General features: G+C 46.5%; 30 protein-coding genes. 6 read left to right on the forward strand and 24 right to left on the reverse strand.

Annotation, left to right across the window (positions count from 1 at the left end; translation table 11 throughout):
• Positions 1-11: 11 nt before the first annotated feature.
• The 21 genes from gpG to HC660_RS13975 all read right to left on the reverse strand — a co-directional run bounded on the left by gpG (position 12) and on the right by HC660_RS13975 (position 13624).
• Positions 12-350 carry a phage tail assembly chaperone G gene (gene gpG, locus HC660_RS13880; RefSeq protein ID WP_168748399.1) on the reverse strand — a complete coding sequence of 113 codons (339 nt, stop codon included), beginning with the start codon at positions 348-350 and terminating at the stop codon, positions 12-14.
• 82 nt (positions 351-432) lie between these two features.
• Positions 433-1041 (reverse strand): major tail protein, encoded by a 609-nt coding sequence (locus HC660_RS13885; protein ID WP_168748400.1) that lies wholly within the window; start codon positions 1039-1041, stop codon positions 433-435.
• 2 nt (positions 1042-1043) lie between these two features.
• Entirely contained in the window at positions 1044-1388 is a 345-nt protein-coding gene (locus tag HC660_RS13890) for a hypothetical protein (protein ID WP_168748401.1), read from the reverse strand.
• Positions 1385-1813, reverse strand: coding sequence for an HK97-gp10 family putative phage morphogenesis protein (locus HC660_RS13895; RefSeq protein ID WP_244956464.1), 429 nt, complete (start codon positions 1811-1813; stop codon positions 1385-1387). The genes HC660_RS13890 and HC660_RS13895 overlap by 4 nt, the downstream gene beginning before the upstream one ends.
• The gene (locus HC660_RS13900) at positions 1810-2151 is read right to left on the reverse strand and encodes a phage head closure protein (protein WP_168748402.1); all 342 of its coding nucleotides are present in this window, start codon (positions 2149-2151) and stop codon (positions 1810-1812) included. Before HC660_RS13900 ends, HC660_RS13895 begins: the two co-directional genes overlap by 4 nt.
• Before the next feature lie 5 nt (positions 2152-2156).
• Positions 2157-2396: a head-tail connector protein gene (locus HC660_RS13905; RefSeq protein ID WP_168748403.1), complete on the reverse strand. Its 240-nt coding sequence runs from the start codon at positions 2394-2396 to the stop codon at positions 2157-2159.
• 2 nt (positions 2397-2398) lie between these two features.
• Positions 2399-2938, reverse strand: a complete 540-nt coding sequence (locus HC660_RS13910; RefSeq protein ID WP_425321667.1) for an Ig-like domain-containing protein — start codon at positions 2936-2938, stop codon at positions 2399-2401.
• Positions 2928-4082 carry a phage major capsid protein gene (locus tag HC660_RS13915; RefSeq protein ID WP_168748405.1) on the reverse strand — a complete coding sequence of 385 codons (1155 nt, stop codon included), beginning with the start codon at positions 4080-4082 and terminating at the stop codon, positions 2928-2930. The genes HC660_RS13910 and HC660_RS13915 overlap by 11 nt, the downstream gene beginning before the upstream one ends.
• Positions 4082-4828 (reverse strand): head maturation protease, ClpP-related, encoded by a 747-nt coding sequence (locus HC660_RS13920; protein ID WP_168748406.1) that lies wholly within the window; start codon positions 4826-4828, stop codon positions 4082-4084. Before HC660_RS13920 ends, HC660_RS13915 begins: the two co-directional genes overlap by 1 nt.
• Positions 4782-6080, reverse strand: a complete 1299-nt coding sequence (locus HC660_RS13925) for a phage portal protein (protein WP_168748407.1) — start codon at positions 6078-6080, stop codon at positions 4782-4784. The genes HC660_RS13920 and HC660_RS13925 overlap by 47 nt, the downstream gene beginning before the upstream one ends.
• Positions 6081-6091: 11 nt before the next feature.
• Positions 6092-7873 (reverse strand): terminase large subunit, encoded by a 1782-nt coding sequence (locus tag HC660_RS13930; protein WP_168748408.1) that lies wholly within the window; start codon positions 7871-7873, stop codon positions 6092-6094.
• Entirely contained in the window at positions 7848-8171 is a 324-nt protein-coding gene (locus tag HC660_RS13935) for a P27 family phage terminase small subunit (RefSeq protein ID WP_168748409.1), read from the reverse strand. Before HC660_RS13935 ends, HC660_RS13930 begins: the two co-directional genes overlap by 26 nt.
• 121 nt (positions 8172-8292) lie before the next feature.
• Positions 8293-8628, reverse strand: a complete 336-nt coding sequence (locus HC660_RS13940; protein WP_168748410.1) for an HNH endonuclease — start codon at positions 8626-8628, stop codon at positions 8293-8295.
• A gap of 261 nt (positions 8629-8889) precedes the next feature.
• Positions 8890-9336, reverse strand: a complete 447-nt coding sequence (locus HC660_RS21290) for a helix-turn-helix domain-containing protein (RefSeq protein ID WP_129092596.1) — start codon at positions 9334-9336, stop codon at positions 8890-8892.
• A gap of 37 nt (positions 9337-9373) precedes the next feature.
• A complete protein-coding gene (locus HC660_RS13945) occupies positions 9374-9562 on the reverse strand; it encodes a hypothetical protein (RefSeq protein WP_011197902.1) in 189 nt (62 codons plus the stop codon).
• A 16-nt stretch (positions 9563-9578) separates the two neighbouring features.
• Positions 9579-9731, reverse strand: a complete 153-nt coding sequence (locus HC660_RS13950) for a hypothetical protein (protein ID WP_168748411.1) — start codon at positions 9729-9731, stop codon at positions 9579-9581.
• Positions 9728-10141, reverse strand: a complete 414-nt coding sequence (locus HC660_RS13955) for a hypothetical protein (protein ID WP_168748412.1) — start codon at positions 10139-10141, stop codon at positions 9728-9730. The genes HC660_RS13950 and HC660_RS13955 overlap by 4 nt, the downstream gene beginning before the upstream one ends.
• The gene (locus HC660_RS21125) at positions 10141-11067 is read right to left on the reverse strand and encodes a hypothetical protein (RefSeq protein ID WP_244956465.1); all 927 of its coding nucleotides are present in this window, start codon (positions 11065-11067) and stop codon (positions 10141-10143) included. Before HC660_RS21125 ends, HC660_RS13955 begins: the two co-directional genes overlap by 1 nt.
• 581 nt (positions 11068-11648) lie before the next feature.
• Positions 11649-11825, reverse strand: a complete 177-nt coding sequence (locus tag HC660_RS13965) for a hypothetical protein (RefSeq protein WP_168748413.1) — start codon at positions 11823-11825, stop codon at positions 11649-11651.
• Between the two features lie 451 nt (positions 11826-12276).
• On the reverse strand, positions 12277-13305 hold the full coding sequence (locus HC660_RS13970; RefSeq protein WP_168748414.1) for a glycosyltransferase family 2 protein: 1029 nt from the start codon (positions 13303-13305) through the stop codon (positions 12277-12279).
• A 97-nt stretch (positions 13306-13402) separates the two neighbouring features.
• Positions 13403-13624 carry a helix-turn-helix domain-containing protein gene (locus tag HC660_RS13975; protein WP_168748415.1) on the reverse strand — a complete coding sequence of 74 codons (222 nt, stop codon included), beginning with the start codon at positions 13622-13624 and terminating at the stop codon, positions 13403-13405.
• A gap of 130 nt (positions 13625-13754) precedes the next feature.
• Here HC660_RS13975 and HC660_RS13980 point away from each other — a divergent pair, with 130 nt between their 5' ends.
• From HC660_RS13980 to HC660_RS14005, 6 genes are all read left to right on the forward strand, one after another.
• A complete protein-coding gene (locus tag HC660_RS13980; protein ID WP_168748416.1) occupies positions 13755-14552 on the forward strand; it encodes a poly-gamma-glutamate hydrolase family protein in 798 nt (265 codons plus the stop codon).
• On the forward strand, positions 14552-16315 hold the full coding sequence (locus HC660_RS13985; RefSeq protein WP_168748417.1) for a right-handed parallel beta-helix repeat-containing protein: 1764 nt from the start codon (positions 14552-14554) through the stop codon (positions 16313-16315). The genes HC660_RS13980 and HC660_RS13985 overlap by 1 nt, the downstream gene beginning before the upstream one ends.
• Positions 16316-16679: 364 nt before the next feature.
• On the forward strand, positions 16680-16883 hold the full coding sequence (locus HC660_RS13990) for a hypothetical protein (protein ID WP_168748418.1): 204 nt from the start codon (positions 16680-16682) through the stop codon (positions 16881-16883).
• A 105-nt stretch (positions 16884-16988) separates the two neighbouring features.
• Positions 16989-17426, forward strand: coding sequence for a cell wall-binding protein YqgA (locus HC660_RS13995; RefSeq protein ID WP_168748419.1), 438 nt, complete (start codon positions 16989-16991; stop codon positions 17424-17426).
• 178 nt (positions 17427-17604) lie between these two features.
• On the forward strand, positions 17605-17787 hold the full coding sequence (locus HC660_RS14000) for a DUF8096 family protein (protein WP_129093151.1): 183 nt from the start codon (positions 17605-17607) through the stop codon (positions 17785-17787).
• 13 nt (positions 17788-17800) lie between these two features.
• On the forward strand, positions 17801-17992 hold the full coding sequence (locus HC660_RS14005; protein ID WP_168748420.1) for a hypothetical protein: 192 nt from the start codon (positions 17801-17803) through the stop codon (positions 17990-17992).
• Between the two features lie 120 nt (positions 17993-18112).
• Here the strand turns inward: HC660_RS14005 and HC660_RS14010 are convergent, their stop codons facing one another.
• The 3 genes from HC660_RS14010 to HC660_RS14020 form a co-directional block, all read right to left on the reverse strand.
• Positions 18113-18541, reverse strand: a complete 429-nt coding sequence (locus tag HC660_RS14010) for a helix-turn-helix domain-containing protein (RefSeq protein WP_168748421.1) — start codon at positions 18539-18541, stop codon at positions 18113-18115.
• A 249-nt stretch (positions 18542-18790) separates the two neighbouring features.
• Positions 18791-19420: a hypothetical protein gene (locus HC660_RS14015; RefSeq protein ID WP_168748422.1), complete on the reverse strand. Its 630-nt coding sequence runs from the start codon at positions 19418-19420 to the stop codon at positions 18791-18793.
• On the reverse strand, positions 19420-19719 hold the full coding sequence (locus tag HC660_RS14020) for a sigma factor-like helix-turn-helix DNA-binding protein (protein ID WP_244956466.1): 300 nt from the start codon (positions 19717-19719) through the stop codon (positions 19420-19422). Before HC660_RS14020 ends, HC660_RS14015 begins: the two co-directional genes overlap by 1 nt.
• Positions 19720-19732: the final 13 nt, after the last annotated feature.

Genomic DNA, 19732 nt, shown 5'->3' on the forward strand with positions numbered 1-19732 from the left:
GTACCCCGGCGTTAGTTTTTTGCCGGAGTCTCCGCAGTGGCTTCGCCTTCTGATTTCGCAGCTTCTGATGGTTCAACGCCCGCATTAACCGTTCCTACAACACCTTGGATCGTGTCGGAGATTGTTGAGATCATTTTTTCGGAAGAAATCCCGTCGTAGAATTCGTCAAGTGAGAACTGACCGTCATAAACGCGAACAACGTAATCAACGAGGTTATCAAGATCGCCTACGTCTAGGTCATCAAAGTTGCTTGTTTTCGAAAGTTTAATAGCTTCGCGAAGCATTCTTCCTTTAATAAATGGCGCGCTAAATACCTTTTCTTCACCGTTAATAAGTAATGTGATTTGCATATGAACACTCTCCTAGTTTTTGTTTTTAAGTAGTCAAATAAAAAGAGAGCCGACCGTAGCCGAACTCTCCGTTATAAATCTATTAAGCTCCTGTATTCTCTTCCGGAGGAGGCGCAGGCGTAGACGCAGCTGGTTCGTAAACTTTCGTGAACCATTCGTTAACGACTGTTTTATTAACCCCTTCGCCTTCTGTAAACACAGAACGAGACCAAACTTCATCGTACGCACGACGCATAAATGTTCCTGTGATTGAGTCTGTTTGGAATTCCGGACTATCTGTTTTAGTCGCGAAAGATTCTTCTTGTAACTGGAATTTCCCTTTATAAAATGCGTATAACTTATAACCCCCGCCAGACACTTGCGCCCTAAACAACAACGCACCATATGGCGCCAGATCTGTTGCTTTCTTTTCGAGTACGCCATCGGCATTAATGGTATGACCAAGTAAAAGCGCCTGTACGTCATGAGATAGCTGATCGACTCCGATTTCGATTTCGGTTCCTCCGAAAGCTGTCTCGATTTCAGACGGTCCGTCATCCGCATTCAAAGTTTCGCTGTTTGTGTTCGGTGAAACTGACGCTTCGATTGCTTTACCAACCTTTACAGGCACGTCGTAACTGACGCCTGTTTCGTCATCCTTAATCAATTTCGCAAAGTAAACGTCACGTAAACCAACCCGTGTTCCTGCCAAATTTATTCCTCCTCTGTATTTTGCGCATAATAAAAACGGAGCACCTTGTGGTATATCTCCGTTTCGTTTTCGTATAGGTCGTACTGCCCTAAGCGACCGAAGCCCGCATCTACGAGCTGTTTCTTAACGCCGGTTTCTAGCCGCGCATATTCGCTTGGGTCCTTCGTATAAATGTCAACTTGAACGTAAAATCCCGTCGCTTCTTCGGCGTCCTCCGCATTGAGGGCGCTCTTTTCGTCGTAGAAGAAAAACCGAATGTAAGTTTCGTCCTCTCCGCGATACTTAAGAAAGACAACAGGCACGCCCAACGGTTTAAGCGCCGTATTTACAATCGCCCGCGCACTCATCGGAATAACTCCCTTTCTAAATAGCGTCTGATTTCGCGCTGTGCTTCGTTCTTTTTCGCGTTGAAAGACGGCTCAATGAAAGGCATCGCCTGGTGTCCGGGGTGATCGACTTCTCTTCCGTAAAACGTAGAACCGTCGCTCATGACCTTTTTGTTCTTCGCTTTCTCTAAGTGCGGACTTGTGCCGAACTCAGCGAATCGCGATATAAAGTCGAGGTCGCTCGGGCCAATTTCGATAATGTCGTCTTTAACGTCGCTGACCATGATCTTACTTTGAGCGCTAGGCTTTCGTGCCTCCATCTCGTCAAATACCGGTTTAGCACCGGCTTCTAACGCGCCTTTCTTAACGGTCTGAGCTTCGCGGCCCATCCGATTAAGCCTCGCCATTAACTCGCGCATTCCTTTAACGTTTGATCTCGAACTCACTTAACGTTGACCTCCTCCCCGATAATCGTGAAGGTAACGTTCGCTTCGTTATCGTTGATGATGCTTTTTATCTCGAACTCTCGTCCGTCATATCTAACGCGCATCTTATTGTTAAGTAGCGACTTCATCCGCTTTGAATACCGAATGATAAATCGGGTCGTTCTCTCGGCCTGAATCGTAGCCGCCGCGATATATTCCCGGCCCTGTAACGTCTTTACTGCCGCCCATACCGTAGCAACTGGCGTCCAGCCGTCGATCTCAAACCCTTCGTCATTCGTTGTGTTTCCGTACTGCAAAAACGTGATTCGCTTATCTAAACTTCCGATATTTACCGCCATCGCGCTCACCTCAACTGAAGAATGATGCCGGCGATTTTAGTTCCGCTGTTGGCTGTCGTCCTATTTTCATAGGCATCCGCAATGTAAATCAGCGCCGCCATTTTGTATAGGTCCGATTCGGTGTCCTTTACGCCTGCGTTTTCCATATGCTTGGCTGCTGCGGAAATAAAAAAGGAGACGAGGTTGTCGTCCTCATCTCCGTCAATCCGCAAGTATTCTTTTGCTTCCTCAAGCGTAAGAGCCATCGTTATTCACCTGCCGGTGGTGTCGGTTCGTTAACGGTAATAGCAACCGTCGTCTTAACCGAAGGTTTAACCTTGGACGCGACTGTGATCGTAGTAGTGCCCGCCGCTTTAGCCGTTACTAAGCCGGAGCTTGATACGGTTGCTGTTGCGGTGCTGCTAGACGTATAGGTAACGTTTTGGTCTGCGCCTGAAGGCGAAACTGTTGCGTTAATCTGGTACGTATCGCCGACCGTTAAGGTCTTGGAAGATTCCGTTACATTAACGCTTGTAGGTTCGGTCGCTAACGTTGTAACCGAAAGTTCGGCGCTAAGTGGTGACGGATCGCCGACGTTAGGAATTGCGCGAACCTGGTATTTATACGTTGTTAATTGCGTCAAGCCGCTGTCTGCAAACGATGTTCCTACGCGCGTTCCGATAGATAATCCGTCTCTGTATACCTCGTATTCTTTAATGCCCCCGTTAAAGGCTACGGCGTCCCAGCTAAGGGACACCGATGTATCTTTAGGAGTCGCCGTTAACCCTTGGGGCGCATTAGGGCGCAGTTACAACGGACGCGATACGGAAAGCGGATTTAAGTTTGATTTTGTGATCGAACCAAGCAGTCAGAACGAATAAGTTCTCGCCTGTGCTGATATCTTTGTCGCTTTCGTATTGGATCGCTGGATCGTAGTTAAAGTGAGAGTAACGGAAATCACCGACGATAGGCTTAACCGCAGCATCAGAGAATACAACCGGTTTACCGATGATTTGCTCTGGTTGAGCGTTGTAAAGCGTTGCGCTGCCGTTCGCAAGAGTTTCGATCATTTCAAGGTAATCAGAGTAGCGCATCATAACTTTTGCGTTATCACGGAAATCTTCTGCAAGATCAGCGATCGCCGCTTTGATTGCTTTATATGTGCTATCTCCTGGAACTTCTTTGATTCCGGCACCGTAGAAGGACATTTCTTCTTCGCCAGTTTTCGGAGTCACAGCGAAAGAAACTTTCTTTTCTTTTGCAGCTAAACCGGACTGAAGAGCTCTCTCAACTGTTGAAACCAAATCTGTATCAGTCGCAGCCAAAATAGTTTCAGAGATTTTAGCTTTAACTTTGAACTTACGACGACCGAAAGTAACGACTGAACCTTCAACTTCGAGTTCCTTAGCAGTCTGTGTATCTTGAATGAAGTCGTCATCATCTAAAGAAAAGTCCACTTTAGGAATTTCAAGATTAGTAACGTTAGTGTAAGTTGATACACTGCGTAGTGGGTTTGTTACAAAAGGTTCATGTAAAAGCTCTTGTGAAACTGTTTTAGGAAGGAGTTTTTCGCCACCAGTTCCATTGTTATCTCCTAAAACCGCTCTAACTTCTTGTGCAGGAACTTCTTTACGTACAGCTGCGCGAATGAATCCGGCTTTAGCTGAAATTTTTTGCACCTCAGGATCGTTACTAGATAGACCCGCAGATACACCAGCTTGTGCTTTCTCTAAGCTCGCTTGGATTTTAGCTTTTTGCTCGCGCTCTAAAGAATCATGTTGGTTTTGAAGGATGTCCATACGCTCTTTAAGGTCATCTTTCTTTTGTTTAAGAGCTCTAACATCTTCGATAGAAGCGTTCGGATCAGCAGCTTTGTTCATGATTTCTTTTTCTACTGTCGCCAATTGTGTACCTACTGTGTTTAAGTTAGCCTTCAGATCAAATAGTTCCATTAAATAATTCCCCCATTTTTGAGTTTTAGTAAGTTGGTTTGTGCTTCCGCGATAAGTTGCTCGCGTTCCAGGCGCTCTTTTTCCGCCTGTTTTTCGTCTTCTTGCGTTTGATTAAGTAAAGCGTCCGGAGTATTACGGTAACTCGCGAATAACTTCGTATCTACCTTCGCAGCCACTGAATTCGGCGCTTCGATGCTGTCGCAGAGCCCTAATTCGAGACATTCTTGGGCTGTAAGCCACGTTTCTGCGTCCAAAAGCGCGATTAAACGGTCGCGGTCAAGCTTTTCGCCTGCTTTTCCGAGATAAGCCTCGATAAGACTTTCGCGAATACGGTCCATGTCATCGGCTTGCTTACGGAGTTCGTCCGCATTACCCTGCGCTAACGTCCACGGGTTGTGGATCATCATCATCGCGTTTGCGGGCATAAAAATAGCGTCACCGGACATTGCGATGACGCTTGCGATACTGGCCGCCAGCCCGTCTACGTAAACGTTAACGTGGGCTTTGTGCCGTTTTATGATGTTGTAGATCGAATTTCCTTCGAAAACGGACCCGCCAGGCGAGTTAATATAGATATTTAGCGTAGAAACGTCGCCCAGTTCGTCTAAATCCGCCTTAAAAGTCTGCGCTGTTACTTCGTCGCCCCAAAATTGAGCCGAACTGATTTCGCTGTAAATGTAAACCTCGCCAGCCTTAGCGTCATTCTTCGCCGCTTTGATCTCCCAGAACTTCTTTATCGTCCTCACCTCCCTTCGAGTCTTCGTTATCATCTTCGTTAGTTTTTAACGTTGGAGGCGTCGGTGCGTCGGTGCTCGTAATTTTCTGCTGTGCGACTTGATCGATCGGGAATAAGTCTTTGCTCAAATAAAGCGTATCTCCGCCTTTTTCTGGCGGTAAATCCTCCCACGCACGCACCTCATTCGGCTTAAACCAGCCGCTCCGGATGCCTTGTTGATAGAAATTACCGCGAGTCTGCATGTCTCCGCGCAATAACGCGTTCATACTGAACTTAAAATAATAACCGGCCTTGCGTTCCTTTTCGGTCAGCAGCTTCCGGTTAAATTCCTTTTCGTATTGAGTTGCGATAGGCATCAGCGTGCCTTGTACATAGTCAATGTAAAGTTGCTCCATATTAGATACGCTGCCCTGCGTCTCACCGAGCATGTATAACGGAATGTTAAAAGCCTGCGCAACCCTTGAACGGGTCACTTTTTCGACCTCAAACGCCTTTGTATCGATGAATTCCTTCTTTAAATCCTTAATTTCAACGCCAGGTTCTTGAATTAAGATGCCGCCATTGTTCGAATAGAAATTCCGGAAGTTCTCTAACATCGCTAGTTTCCGGTCATCATCGAGTTGGTTGGCGACTTTGAGAATAAACGATATCTTGGCGCCGTCCATCTGTCCGAGACTGAACGTCCTTACATCGCGATCAAAGTCGAGCGCATTCCGCAGTACCTTTAACGGCGAGATTCCTTTGAGGCCGTCAACCGACGTATACTTAACGTGAATCATATCCATGTTGTGAACTAAGTAGTTTCCATTGTCTCCGAATATCTCGTACCAGAGCTCACGAGACGTTTCTTCAATGACCGGCTGCACCCTCGAAGGGTCTAAAACGTCTAATCCGATGACTTCGTAACGAATGTCGTACCGTTTTATCGCGTAAGCATTGCCGTAAACAGCTCGATGTGTCTCTAAAAGTCCGATCATTTCACCGGACGTCATGTTATGGTTCGGCGCGTACGTTAATAGTTCGGATGCCTGCGACTCGATCGGCTGATAATTTTTATACGCTTTGATCGGTAAGCTTGCCATCGTATTTGATAACCGCGATACAGCCGAAAAGACTGTTTCGTTATCGGCCAGCGTTGTCTCTCCGTAATTGCCGAAAATACTGGCGCGAGGAATAAACCAATGCGGTAGGTCCTTTTTAACGGCCGCCTTTACTTCGGTTGCGCCTCCGAAAAAGCTTCGTACGTTGCTCCAAAAGCCCATTTTCTCACCTCCTAACCGTTTAATAGATCGTTAATCGAGATAAATCCGACGCTTCCGCCTTCAACCGGCTTCGTCATGTCGAGATATACCTGCGAATGGGCGTTAAGGAACGCAGCAAAGCCGTCTATTTTTCGGTAGCGCGTCTGCTTGGTCGGCAGCCAGTTTCCGTTTCGATCCTCGACGAGTTTGACGTTGTTTAAGTACCACGTAAAGAGTTTGTTCTCGTTATATACGACTCTCCCGTCGAGCAATAATTCTTTGACGTTCTTCAACGGATCGCTCAGCGTAATGTAACCCTGCCGCACGACCTCCGTTTGGAATCCGTAGTTCTGCAGGTCCTGGACCAACCGCATCGCATTCGCCGGGTCAAACGTGATCTTATCGATCTGATATTTGCGCGACATTTCCACGAACCAATCGTAAACGTACTCGTATTCCACGTATTCGCCCGGAATAATCGTCAAATAACCGTCATCTTGCCACTCTCGGTACGGTATTTTCTCGTTATCTTTCTCGACTTTTGCCGCCGGGACCCACGAATGAGACAAAACAAAAACGCGATTATCCGGCAGTAAAAATTCCAGACACGCGCTCGTAAAGTCTTCCGTTTGGGATAAGTCGAAGCCGCCGATACATCTCATGCCACGCAATGGTTCCGGATCAACATGACCGTTATTGCGTTTTATAACCTCGAAGTCTACAAAGCTTTGTTCACCGTTATCTACGAACATATTAAACTGCTTCGTAATCCAGTCGTTTCTTTCTTGCGGGATATCCCTATCCGACCGGTAATCCTGAACCATCGTCGGAAGTTTCATCGTTACCCCCATATTCGGGTTCGCTTTTATCCATTCAGTCGGCTGATCAATCTCCTTTTCGTCGTCTAATTCCGCAATAAAGTAGAATTTTCGGTCCTGTTCATTCGATCCTTCAAGAACATCGGAGGCAACTTCGTAATATTCAACTAACGGACCGTCTAAAACGTATCCCGCAGTCGTAATATAAATAACCATCGGCTGTCTTCGCGCAGCCCAAGATCGCTTAATTACGTTTATCAGCTTGAACTCTTTGAACTCGTGGATCTCATCAAAAATTCCAAGGTGAGTATTAAGTCCATCAAGCTTTTTACTATCGGATGCTCTAGGTTCAATACGACTCAAAGATTTATTATCGAAGATCCCTTTTTGGTTTTCCTTCATGTTTCTCTGAAGTGCCGGCGACTTCTGAACCATCGCCCGACTTTCATCGAAAAGCTCCCCGGCCTGCTGTTTCGAGTTGGCTAACACGTAAACACGCGCCCCAGGTTCGTTATCTTTTGATATCGCGAAGTTAGCTAGACCACTAATCATCGTCGTTTTACCATTTTTACGTCCGATAAATACAAGTCCTTCGCGGAAACGTCGTAGTCCAGTATCGCGATGGACCCAACCGTACAACGACCCAATCACGAAATGCTGCCACGGCTGAAGCGTTAACTTTGAGTAGTCACCTTTCGAAGGCTTACAGTATTTCTCAATATACCGAATTGGCCGGTGTCCCTTTTCGATATCAAATACATAAGGAAATTCGTCAGTACCAGCACGCTCTAAGTCTCTAAGATGACGTTTGCATGCCATAACATTTTTCGCACTTGCTTTAATTTCTCCCGCGACAACTTTCTCTGCGTAAAAGGTTGTAAGTAGATTTTCGGCCGGTTTTTCGCATATAAATCCGGCCATTTTTTGCGTTTTTAGCCAGTTTTCGAACCATTTTTCGAGCTCTGTAGGACTAGAATTCGTCGTAATCGTCGTCATTTTCACCACCACCCGCGTTTAATTCTTTGCGCTGTGCCGGCGTAAGATCGAGCGATTTCAGAAGGTTATTCAACGTCGTAACCGTCTTCGTAAGCTCAATCGCTAACGGATTTTTGACGAGGTTTTCCGCGCCTGCTTTGTTCGTATGCCGCATCATTAAAGGGTTTTCCGCCACTTCCTTTTTTAATCGGCGGTAGAACTTATGCGTATCGACGTATAAATCGATAAGCTCTTCGTCCGATTCCGTATACCTGTCGCCAAGATATTCGCGCAGTCTTTTCGCAGTTGGTACCGCCATATGATCGCTCCTTTCATCCGGGGATTTACCCCCTTTAATGTAAAATTTCCGGTCGCGCTACAAGCGAAGGGGCCCCGCCGGTCCCTACGTTTTTGCTTTCGAAATCCCAACGGTAGGGGGGCTATAGCTCCGGATTAGCCTGCGCCTTCACCACGTTTATTCTGCGTTTCTTAGCCGTTTTCGCAGCCGGTCCAGCGCCTTTTTCCGGGTGCCTTCGGTTGTGGCACGGATTGCACAAACTTACGAGATTTTCGAGTGTTAGCGCGAGTTCCGGATGATCGCGCAGTTCTTTGATATGATGAACCGTCTGAGCCTTCGTTATCTTACGTTCTTTGAGACAGTCTTGGCATACGCCGTGGTCGCGCTTCAAGGCTAACGTTCTGCATTCCGTCCATGCCTTCGACTTATAGAACGCTCGTGCTTCGGGATCGCGCTTGTGTTTGTCGTAGTAGTTCAAGGCATCGCCTCCTTTCACATACTAAAGCGTCAATCACTCTACAGTGACTTAGGCCTTCGTTTGTTCTTATCATTCTTTTAAGTACAATCGCGATAAGGTACTTAATAGACTACTAATATCTGCGTATCGTATGAGCGTAAGCGAATAGAGGCGCTATTATTTGTTTGTTATTATTAGTTCGTTATTATTACGTTTGTTATTATTACCGTCACTATACGGTGATTTAGGTAAATCACTCTACAGTGATTAACGTAAGTCACTCTACGGTGATTGACCGTATATAACGTCCAGCCTCCGCCTTACCTCCGCATCACTCAACCCGCTGTAATATTGCGGATAATATAACTTCTCGCGCTTATTCGACGCATAGTCATACGCTGTCTTTAGTAGCCCTACCGCCTCCAACACGTTAGCCAACCGCGCTATCCTATTGCGCCCTATCCCCGTATCCTCAGCGATCTTATCCACCGAAGGGAACGCGCTCATATACCGGTCGTTATCAACCTGCCCGTTCACATGCGCAAGCAAGTACGTATACAGTTGCGCTATTGCTCCGTTACCTTTCTCGTATTCTCTCGCTATTGGCACTAACCGCCGCCATAAGTCGTGTGGTATCGGTGCATTACCGGTTAGTCCGTTTTCTTTCTGCATCGCGTAAGCTTTCCGTTGTAGCGCCTCCCGCGCCAAATGTTCGAATTGGCCTCGCATTGACTATCGACTTCCTTTCGTTAACTAATCGCGCTACTTACTGCGCCTTCGCATTCGCCTTTCTGGCGTCGTATTCGTCAAGCAAAGCGCCAAAGTCGGCGTCTCTTTCGAATACCCACATCCGGTTATTAGTTCGCGGATGCAACTTCGTAAATTTATAGCGGCGCCCATTCGCCTTTAAGAAGTGCATTAGCGTAGTTGAGTAGCAGTAAAATAATCCGTTCACTTAACATACCTCCCGTTTAATTATCTCGTTCCTCTTTGATACTGAGCCTCATTTCCGTATCTGATCGGAGAGTGCTTTCCCAAGAAGGGCTCGCAACCGTTGTTGTTTTGCGGCTTCCGTCCGGAAAGTGGATCGTTATTTTATCGCCAGGTTTAAAGATGTTACTCACTCTGCGCCCTCCTCCGGTTTAATTAAGATCCATACAAAACGAATCGCCATTGTACCGACATTCTCGTATAGGAACCGGAACTTCTCTTCGCTTTCCATTCCGTCCATATCTCGGTTAACTTTCGCGATGAAATCCGTAATACTCCGGCTGCCTTCGAAATAGGGTTGATGTAATAGCGTCTTGAGTGAAGTTGCGGCATCTACAAGACCCATTTCTTCGCCGGCCTTTTCGATACAGTGCATCGCCTCATCTTTGCTAACGCCCTTCGCTATACACGTAAGTCCAACGCATGACCACGCAAGGCCTTCGATCCAGCGATGCCTTTCTTTGCGGAGATAAGACGGCATTTCGGGCCTAATATATTCGTCAACTACACACATGTGCAACGGACGCTGTTTCTTCTCGCTCATTAGCGCGCCCCTTTTCGGAAGCTTTTCGTACGAGATTCTCTTGATAGTGCTTTACCGATTTCCTTACCGTCCAGATAAACCGTAGGCTCCGTGATAGGTACGATCTTCTCTCCTTCGTCCAACCATACGAGTCTCTTTCCGGCTACCTTTTCGCCTTTGTAAGGACCCTTCGCCTGCTCCTCCCGCAATTCAGCCAGCGCCTTAGTCGCCGCCTTTGCTTCGCGCTGAAGCGCTTTGAGGCCGGTTATGGCTTCGGATACCTCTACGTTAACTTTTACGTTGTTGTCTCCGGTCGACTTTGGTTCCGACAGTACAGTGGCGCAATAATGAGAGTTTATTAACGCGTTGATACCGGCAGTGCTTTCGCTTAATCTTCGTCTTCCGTGCAAATTCTCTAAACTAGGCTCCCGCATAATCTTAGAGTTTTTGATATACGTCTCAAACAGCGTACCGGAGTAGGATATTTTCGGCATTAATTCGCTCAATGAATAAAGCGTCGGTTCTACGTTACTTCCCGACTGAGTAATCGAGACTGTTTCGAACCCCTCTTTCTCCAACTCCCGTGCGATAAATCCGGAACTGTAAGGATCATATCCAATCGTTTTAATGTCGTAATTTTTACGGATGTCAACAAACCACTCAACGATCGGCTCCCAACTGACGAAATCTTTTTCGACCGTATCGAGCTGTCCGTCTTCCATATAAGATCTTCGCGCAGGATCTCCTAAACCTTCTAGAATCGCATTGTTTGTCGCCCAAGAACGCGATAATACCTCGATAGTTCCGTCTGACTTAAATAATTCGACTACCGCAACGGTAAAGTCGCCTTGACCGTTATACTCCAGACCTCCGACTGCTTTATCGATTTTCTCTTCGGGAAGTTTCGCAAAATGCTGCTCGGTTAGTTTGATACGCGTTTCCGCCATTCACATCGTCTCCTTTTCGTTTCTTATTCGCTCGCTTTAACGCAAGCACAAAAAGACCTCCGCCGTGATGGCGGAAGCCTCGTTCTGATTGCGTTTGGTAGCCGACTGCTTTATATCTATCCGCAGTCAAGACGGGTATAGCGTCTTTATTATTTTAGCGTCCCTAAGACGAGGGAATGCGGAGCTACCTACCGCAGATATAACATACGAGAGGAGGCGCTGACCGTTCGTCTACACCTAGCGTTTCAAGTGACACGTGTAAAACGTTCTTTACTGCATTATAATCGTGTATTTCCGCAATTCTCGCGATTCTGATACTCGCATCAATACCGGTACATCCGTGGCATGCTAACCGACCAAGCGCCTCGATCATGTCTTCGTCAGACCATGCGCAATTAGACGCTTTTAAATGTGTTAAAGAACGTTGTATCATTCCAAACGTTATAGGATATAGAGTTTCAATCCGCCACATCAGTGCGATAATATCCTCGGTCATATTACGCACCTCCTTTCGAGTTATAGCGTCTCTAGCCGTCGCCCTACCGAATACCCTCCGGCCGGCTTAAAACGGCTGTGGCGCTTTAATTTCGTGGCAGAATCGCTTTCCTAACGTCAATGACTTCGCAAATATACAAATCTAATTCGTCCCACATATCCTCGGACTTCCGTTTATTAAATTCGGCAAGAGCGTCTTCGTAAGTTTCGTAAATTTCCGGGAATGCTTCGAACATACAATCGTTGATCACTGCGTACTTCATTCGCGAACACCTCCGCTTGATATACCGCCGCAATATGTATTAAAAGGACGCCAAGTTGCGGCTAGTGCCCGTTGTTATTCCGTAGGGGTGGCGTCCTTTACCGTACATACTGAAAACCGTAAACCTCGATCGGGTTTCATAACGTAAGACAGCATATTGGACACTTTAACAAGTATTTTTTCAAATAAAAAACCAAATTATTTTCATCCAGTGAAAATCACCGGACAACGTAATTTGGCCTCTCTTTGTATTATTAAATTCTAATCGCGATAAAGGTACTAAGTAATTAATATCTGCGTCCGCTAATGAGCGTTAGCGAATAGTGGCGCTATTATTTAAGTAAGTCTTTATAAGTAAGTATATATAGTAAGTCTTTATACGCAGTGAAAATCACTGGAACGTCCAGTAAAAATCGCTGTATGATCCAGCGAAAATCACCGGACAAATTCGCCTACGACCGCATCGACAGTATTTTCCCCGCCAGGAACAACCCGAAAACCGCCTTCCGCTTTAGCATCGCCAGGTAAAGCCGCCGTGCCAAACTTTCCTCGTGCTGCAGCGCTATCTCCACCGCCTTCACTACGTTCGGATGCTCGACTATACGCTCAATCAACGCCAACTTTTCGCGTATGGTCTTCGCACAGCCCGGCTTGAATTCGTTCTGTATACAGCCGTTCACCGCGATATAACACTTCCGCCGCGCCAAGTCTACCGCTACCTTATCGTCGTACAAACCCCACCGTTTCGCGTACGTTTCTAACGTATTGCCGTTTATGTACGAATCGAATAGCTGCGGGTTGTACTTGCGCATCAAGCTGGCGTCGTTAGCCTGCCGGTAATGATACAGCGGTTTATCGATATAATAAGCCGTCTGACAGTACGTAAACGCGTCCATATTAAACAGCCAATCTTCGCCGAGGTATTTACCGTCAGGAAACGCTAGGTCATGCGTATCTATTAAATTCTTACGGAATAGCTTACATACGCTGCCGTACGAGCCGTTGTACAGAAAATCCGTTAGTATTTCCGCCTTAATCTCATCGCGACCCAGCGGCTTATTTGCTTTTGCGCTATAACTTTTCGTGTATCTTTTCGTTGTGTCTTCGTATTCCCAACGCATATCTGTAAATACAATATCGGCGTTATTTTCGCGCGCAACTTCGTACATGGTTGCGTAAGTTTCCCGATCGACCCAATCGTCGGCGTCAATAAACGCAACGAATTCTCCTCGCGCTTGTTTAAGCGCATTATTGCGTGCCGTGGCCGGTCCCTGATTCGCTTGGTAGATCGGCTTGACACGTTCGTCGATGGCTTCGTAGTATCGTAAAATATTGCGCGTTGTGTCGGTCGATCCATCATCTACGATCAAAACTTCGATATTCTTTAGCGTTTGACCAAGCACGCTATCTATACAATTGCGCAGATATTGTTCGCCATTGTATACCGGTATAATAACGCTCACTTTGACTTTCGGTTTCATTTCGCCCACCCTTTCGGTTCGGGAATTCCCGAACTCATATCGATAGGATAATTATACCAACGCGCTCCCGAATTTCAAGACAAAAAAAGACGCCGATTTATTCAGCGCCCTCTTCCGTTTCTTCTATTTCGAATAACTCGTCGACTTCTACCCCTAGCGCCTTCGCAATTGAAAAAACGTGCCAATCTTCATGACGGCCATTCTTATCGAATCGAGAAATCGATCCTTGCGTTACGCCGGATGCTTCGGCAAGTCTCGCCTGCGTCCATCCTTTTTCTTTCATAACAGCGATTAGTCGCGGCGTTACCTTTAATTTCATTTCGATCACCTCTGCGACTATTATACGATATTACATAAAAATAATCAAATGCGTTGACATGACATATTATATATCGTATATTTAGTTTGACGAAGGGCCCTCGTTAATAAAATCCGAGAGGGGTAACGAAATGATTAACGAAACACAAAAACTGAATAAGGCGATTCTAGAACGAAACGGAGGCGCAGCCCCACCGACCAAAGCAAAGCTGCACCATCCGAATCGAGCGAAGCACTTCCAGTATATCACAGCGTTTATTCTATGCGCAATGCTATCTGCATTCACCACAGTCACCGCGCAAGCCACCGATGTTTACCGCAACTTTGCCGAACTCCAAGCTAACGAACCCGAGACCAACTACAACATTTTCGCGACCGACCGCGCTACGCCCGTTTTGATACTTGCGCCCCATGGCGGCAGTATTGAAGGCGGAACTAGCGAACTTGCCCGCGAACTAAGTAACGACTATTCAACGTATCTTTTCGAATCGCTTAAGACGCCTGGCGGATTCGATCTCCACATCACGAGTACTCACTTTGACGAACCGACCGCGCTGGCTTTAGTCGCACGGCACCAACGCGTTATATCGCTTCACGGCTATAGCGACAGCGCCGAGCACATTATCGTAGGCGGCACCGATCCTATACGCGGCCAGGCGCTAGTTGACCGCTTGAATGCCGCTGGCTTTAGCGCCGAACTCGTAGGCGAAGGACATCGCTTTGCAGGCGCCAGTGCTGCGAACATAGCGAATAAGTGCGTAACCGGCGAAAGTCTGCAGCTGGAACTTAGCACCGGATTGCGGAAAAGCATGTTCGGAACGTTCTCGCTTACTGGACGCGCTGGAACCGAAACCGCGACGTTCTATAAATTTGCCGGGTTGCTGTCGGACTTTATTAACGAAAATTATAACGTTGGAGGTAACGAATAATGATGCGATATGCGTTGGAAGCTGAAAAATACGGGATACGTTGGGATGGAACAGAGGCGGCTGCGACTACGCAAGGAATTAATCGTGCAATTTTCGAAGCCGCTGAGGCCGGTTATTCTGAGGTTTATATACCGAAAGGTAAATATCTTATAGACGCAGTAAATCGTCTTGCTGTTAATCCGGAAGAAGGCGCAGGGATACGTGTTCCTTCCGATATGACCATAATCAGACACCCAAAAGCCGAATTTATCGTAGATCCTAATAACTCTTACGGATATTCTTGTTTCTATCTCGGTGAAGTGGAAAATGTAACTCTAAAAGGCGGGAGAATTAGAGGCGATCGATTCAAACATGACTTTACAGGTCACGGTGATCTCGAGAAAAAGAAAACTCATGAATGGGGTTACGGAATTAACATACACGGAGCAAAGAATATTGTTATCGAAGATATTAATATATCGGGATGTACCGGAGATTGCGTAATGGTGTGCGCTAAAGGAATGCTAAATGTTGCATGGACTGACTATAGACCCTCGAGAAACATAACTATTAGCAATTGTATTCTTGACGGCGCTAGACGTAATAACATCTCCGTCACAGGCGGAGAGGATGTGTTGATAGATAATAACGTGATTACAAACGCTGGAATTGCCGATGGTTGCGGACCATCTTTTGGAATTGATATTGAAGGTTATGGAGAAGGCGACATTGATTACGAAGAGCCACGTAATGTGAAGGTCACTAATAATACTTTCTCAGGTAACGTTAAACAGTCTGTATGCAACTTCAGCGGTTATGAGGTTGTCATTGAGAACAACCACTCTGACAACACTATCTCTTATGGTTATGGAACCGACACCATAATATCTAATAATGTTCTTATTCGCCGCGATAATAAAGAAACAGCGATTTCATCTTTAGGGGTATCATCAGGTTTTACAGGAAACAACGCAGCCATAATCGGGAACTCAATAAAAGGATTTAGTAGTGGCATAGATATTCGAGGTGCTGACGTCGTTGTTATGAGTAATGTAATATCGAATCTTTCAGCCGATGGGGTTGCGTTAGGGACCTTCGAAGCTAGAAACGTATTATTCGCAGGAAATGTCGTTAGTAATTGTCCAGGGAAACACTGTATGGCTAACAAGTCTCTCGATATCACTTTTGAAAACAATAAACTTAACGGTTCCGATATACATTCAATTGAAGCAATTGATTCTTACAATATTATCTCAAGGTCTAATAAAGTGAAAAACAGTAAAAAAGGTATAGTAGTGACTCGATCTTCTGCAGTAATATCAGACAACGATATTGATCTAACGGAGTATTCCGGATCTGTATCGTATGCCATTTCCTTTGATAAAGGAAGTGACGTGGTTATTAAGAACAACCACATACCAGCTCCAACCAACATGGCTATATACGGAGAAAGCGCTGATGGTCGCGAGGTAAGTATTAAAGACAATAATATTTCTAACGCCAAGTGCTTAACGGCTGTTTATTTAGTCGGCGGTAAAAAACCAAAGATATCTAACAATGATATAACATTTAGACGTACAGCTTCCGGCGGGTACGGCATACTAACGAAAGGAACATCCGACGCATTACTCGATGGAAATACAGTATATTCCGTCAATGAGTTTAAGCTTTATAGTCCGATCAACACCTCCGAATCTATTAATTCGCGAGTTATCGGAAATAAAATATCCGGAAACCTTGCGCTGAACAAAACCGACATTGAAACGAATAATATTCCAATTTAATCGTTGACTTACGTTATACGATATCGTATAATAGAATTATAGAAAGGAGGGAAAAACGAATTGAACGCGGAAACGGTACTAATTATAACGGCGATAGTAAACTTCGTCATTGCGCTAACGAATTTGGCAACCGCCTGCGTTAACGCAAAAAACGCTAATCGCAAAAACGACTAGCGCCAGAAACGTTGATACGGGGATAGATGTGAGAGTCCTCCCCGTGTCTCCTATAGTACCGTATCAAAAACGAAAACACAAGGAGGCGAGCGCGTCATGTTAACGGGTTTATCCATCGCAATTACGGCGGCGGCCCTGATCGTTGCAATCGCGGGCCTGGTCGTCGCACTCAAACGGAGGCGATAACGGTATGCAGCAGCTTATGATTCGCAAAATATGGTCGGATACGCCGGCACTTACACCGCAGCAGGAAGCGCAGATCCTCGATCTATACGAGCGCCTCGCCGCCAATTTCGGTCGATGTGGGCGCGCTTACCAAATTGGGATCAATTCGATGTTACAATATTTCGGCTATCGGATCGAAGTCGAAACGGAGGCTATGAACGATGATTGAATACGCTTGTAACGAATGTAATTACGCAAGACTTGACGTAAAAATAGAGCCTGATGCGTGTTGCCCTACGTGTGGAGCGCGCCTGCAGGTCGAGGAGGAAATCGTATGAAACGTTTATTTAAATCAATCGTAATCACCGCGGCTTTGATCGCGAGCACTGCCGCTTTGGCGCCACAAGCAGACGCAACATGGTCGGGCTGGCAGACGGAAAAGTTCGGGCATAAAGCGCGTGTATATACGGACGCGACTACGTACACAAGCAGCGCAAAGACGGTCGATTGGAAAGCCGAAAAGAAAGGCGCGGCCACGCTTTACTATACGGCCGGCGTTTATAAAAAGCGCTCAGGTGGCGGGCTGACCGATACGGGTTTAGTGCATCGCGGAAGCTTTAAGACCGCAACGCCGCTAAAATCGTTTAGCGTGAAGTCGATCCGCAGTAAAACCGGCGCTGGCAGCTACGTTATCCAGGTCGATTGTTATACGGATTCGGGCAAGCGCCATTATATCGGGACTTTTGAGTCAGCGCGATTTAACGTGAAATAAGCGTGTGTGAGCCGTTTTAAGCTGCGGGGTACTTAGCGTACCTGATCGGCGTTAAGGTGGCTCTTTCGCTTTGATTTCGTGGGGAATTTGAGGATAACGCACAGTTTCGTCGGTTTTTCCGCATGCTAACGTGTTATAATTTACCTATACAACGCGAATAGACACGGAGGTTTAGCGAATGGAGGAAAAAGACTACGAAACAAAGGGATACGATACGACGATAACGTACGAATATAAGGAAATGCCGGATGTTCGCGCAGGACGTTGCGATAACTGCGATTATACGCTATTTAAGAGTTCGGTAAAGCACGGGAAGTTTTTGCGTGAATGTAGACGCTGTGGGATGAAAAAGAATATATGAGGAGGCACTATTGATGGGGGATATATGTAAGGCTTGTGGATTTGAGGAGACCGAAAAGGAAAAATTCAGAAGAGTAGTTAATGGCGGAGCTGTCGAACGTCTAGCCAGCCCTGATAGCTTTTTAACCGAAATTGATATGGAATCTTACTTAGGCATGTGCCCTAAGTGCTTTACTGTACGAGTTCTAAATGTTGATTCTAATTAAGACAAAAATAAAGACGCCTTAGCGGGCGTCCTTTTTTCGTTTTATGCTCCTCTAACGATACTCTCTAACGGACTAGCTCCCCGCGGCATTCCCATTCGCCTCACCTCCGATATAGTAAAATTATACCACGCGCGCTTTCCTTTTCGCACCTATATTCGACCATATCGCGTCCTGCTTCCGTTTATTCTCGGCAGCCTCCGGAAACATACGAAAAAACTCGGCTTCATCCTCGATGGGCTTGCGGAAATAATAGACGAGGTTCTTCGCGCCGCCTCCGTTCTCTACCGTTTGGATTAACTGCGCCTGGACTAACGTTTTGACCGCGTTACGATACGTTGAATCGCTCATGGCCAGCGCCCTAGCCGCCTGTTCTTGCGTTGGAAAGGCGTAGCCATAGTCCGCGTTATAAAACTTCAGCAGAAACGCGTATACCAACACGGCGTTACCGTTTAGCTTCGGAAAGTATTGATAATGCGTAAGAATAACGTTAGGTATGCCCGTATAGCCCGCCGTTGCATCAAACGGCAGAGCCTTCGCTTTATCGCTCATATAATCGTCCTCCACTTAAATAATATTCGACTTAAGCCGGCTTACGGCTCTGCCACTCCGTCAGTAAACGATCGAGTTCGGGCGTACGCGCATATTGCCAAAACTTCCGTAAAGTGTTTTCGTTCAAGCCTACGCAGATATATCGTTGGTTATGGTCGCGCAGGAATTCGTATAGATTCGCAGAATAGCAGTAATAATAGCCGTTTTGCATCCGGTCGCACCTCCGTTAATAGATAAATAAAAAGGCGCCTATGCGCCCGTATGCTCTATCCTTTCGCCTGTTGCGATATTGATCGTAAACTGACCGTCCGTGCGTCCGTTAATGAAATCGTTATAGCGCTTGCGACGTTGTTTATTTAGCGACTTGGCGCGAGCATCAACGAAAATAGATTCGTAGGTTGATAGCGACCGGCGCTTTGGTTCGGCACGATTGCGTCCGTTCTGATCGTATTCTTCCGCCAGCTTGCCGGAACGCTCTCCGTTCTTGCGCGTCGTTTCCAGGCGTTCGCTCATGATCGGATATTCCGCCTTCATTTTGTTTTTATTCGTATCGGTGAGCTCTTCGTAAAGTACGAGATCCGCCATGCGGTCTAACGCGATAGAGTCCGGCTCTTTGTCAGTCGCGTCCATATAAGCGTCCGTAAGCGCCGTGATTCGTTCTAAGCGTGCTACCCAATCGGAGATATAAATAGACCGCAAACCAAGACCGGCGTGTTCTTCCGCCTTATACGCAACAATTTCGCCGTCAACCAATACGCGATCGCCTTCTTGCGGCTGGCCGGAAACGCAGCGCCAAGCTAACGGACCGCCCGTCCTATAATCGTGTCTGACTTCGAGCTGCAATTCCGTAATCATTTCGTGTAATAAAGCGTTATCCATTAATTCGTCCCCCTTATCGCGTAGCCTTCGCCGTGGCTCGCCCAGTAGTAATAAACGTCCGTTAAACTATCGACTGCTGCGTTTAAGTGAAATACGACCGCTTGCTGTGTAATGCCCATCCGTTCGCCTGCCTCAGCTTGCGTTAGTTCGCCGAAGTAAACGAGCTCGATTGCCTGGCGCTGGCGGTCCGTTAAATTCGCCAAATCAAGCGCCTTGTGAATATCGATAAGAATCGTAGCCGCGTCGTAATCTCCGCAGTGTTTCCGGCTGACGAACTTCTGATAATCGGCGAGCAACAACTTAACGCCATCC

Origin of the sequence: Bacillus mojavensis, assembly GCF_012648005.1 — a bacterium.
Classification (GTDB): Bacteria; Bacillota; Bacilli; order Bacillales; family Bacillaceae; genus Bacillus; species Bacillus mojavensis.

Excerpts from the sequence above, each read along its gene's own strand:
- gpG (WP_168748399.1), bottom strand. The coding sequence starts at position 350 with ATGCAAATCACATTACTTATTAACGGTGAAGAAAAGGTATTTAGCGCG.
- HC660_RS13890 (WP_168748401.1), bottom strand. The coding sequence starts at position 1,388 with ATGAGTGCGCGGGCGATTGTAAATACGGCGCTTAAACCGTTGGGCGTG.
- HC660_RS13900 (WP_168748402.1), bottom strand. The coding sequence starts at position 2,151 with ATGGCGGTAAATATCGGAAGTTTAGATAAGCGAATCACGTTTTTGCAG.
- HC660_RS13905 (WP_168748403.1), bottom strand. The coding sequence starts at position 2,396 with ATGGCTCTTACGCTTGAGGAAGCAAAAGAATACTTGCGGATTGACGGA.
- HC660_RS13915 (WP_168748405.1), bottom strand. The coding sequence starts at position 4,082 with ATGGAACTATTTGATCTGAAGGCTAACTTAAACACAGTAGGTACACAA.
- HC660_RS13925 (WP_168748407.1), bottom strand. The coding sequence starts at position 6,080 with ATGGGCTTTTGGAGCAACGTACGAAGCTTTTTCGGAGGCGCAACCGAA.
- HC660_RS13930 (WP_168748408.1), bottom strand. The coding sequence starts at position 7,873 with ATGACGACGATTACGACGAATTCTAGTCCTACAGAGCTCGAAAAATGG.
- HC660_RS13935 (WP_168748409.1), bottom strand. The coding sequence starts at position 8,171 with ATGGCGGTACCAACTGCGAAAAGACTGCGCGAATATCTTGGCGACAGG.
- HC660_RS21290 (WP_129092596.1), bottom strand. The coding sequence starts at position 9,336 with ATGCGAGGCCAATTCGAACATTTGGCGCGGGAGGCGCTACAACGGAAA.
- HC660_RS13955 (WP_168748412.1), bottom strand. The coding sequence starts at position 10,141 with ATGAGCGAGAAGAAACAGCGTCCGTTGCACATGTGTGTAGTTGACGAA.
- HC660_RS21125 (WP_244956465.1), bottom strand. The coding sequence starts at position 11,067 with ATGGCGGAAACGCGTATCAAACTAACCGAGCAGCATTTTGCGAAACTT.
- HC660_RS13965 (WP_168748413.1), bottom strand. The coding sequence starts at position 11,825 with ATGAAGTACGCAGTGATCAACGATTGTATGTTCGAAGCATTCCCGGAA.
- HC660_RS13970 (WP_168748414.1), bottom strand. The coding sequence starts at position 13,305 with ATGAAACCGAAAGTCAAAGTGAGCGTTATTATACCGGTATACAATGGC.
- HC660_RS13975 (WP_168748415.1), bottom strand. The coding sequence starts at position 13,624 with ATGAAATTAAAGGTAACGCCGCGACTAATCGCTGTTATGAAAGAAAAA.
- HC660_RS13980 (WP_168748416.1), top strand. The coding sequence starts at position 13,755 with ATGATTAACGAAACACAAAAACTGAATAAGGCGATTCTAGAACGAAAC.
- HC660_RS13985 (WP_168748417.1), top strand. The coding sequence starts at position 14,552 with ATGATGCGATATGCGTTGGAAGCTGAAAAATACGGGATACGTTGGGAT.
- HC660_RS13990 (WP_168748418.1), top strand. The coding sequence starts at position 16,680 with ATGCAGCAGCTTATGATTCGCAAAATATGGTCGGATACGCCGGCACTT.
- HC660_RS13995 (WP_168748419.1), top strand. The coding sequence starts at position 16,989 with ATGAAACGTTTATTTAAATCAATCGTAATCACCGCGGCTTTGATCGCG.
- HC660_RS14000 (WP_129093151.1), top strand. The coding sequence starts at position 17,605 with ATGGAGGAAAAAGACTACGAAACAAAGGGATACGATACGACGATAACG.
- HC660_RS14005 (WP_168748420.1), top strand. The coding sequence starts at position 17,801 with ATGGGGGATATATGTAAGGCTTGTGGATTTGAGGAGACCGAAAAGGAA.
- HC660_RS14010 (WP_168748421.1), bottom strand. The coding sequence starts at position 18,541 with ATGAGCGATAAAGCGAAGGCTCTGCCGTTTGATGCAACGGCGGGCTAT.
- HC660_RS14015 (WP_168748422.1), bottom strand. The coding sequence starts at position 19,420 with ATGGATAACGCTTTATTACACGAAATGATTACGGAATTGCAGCTCGAA.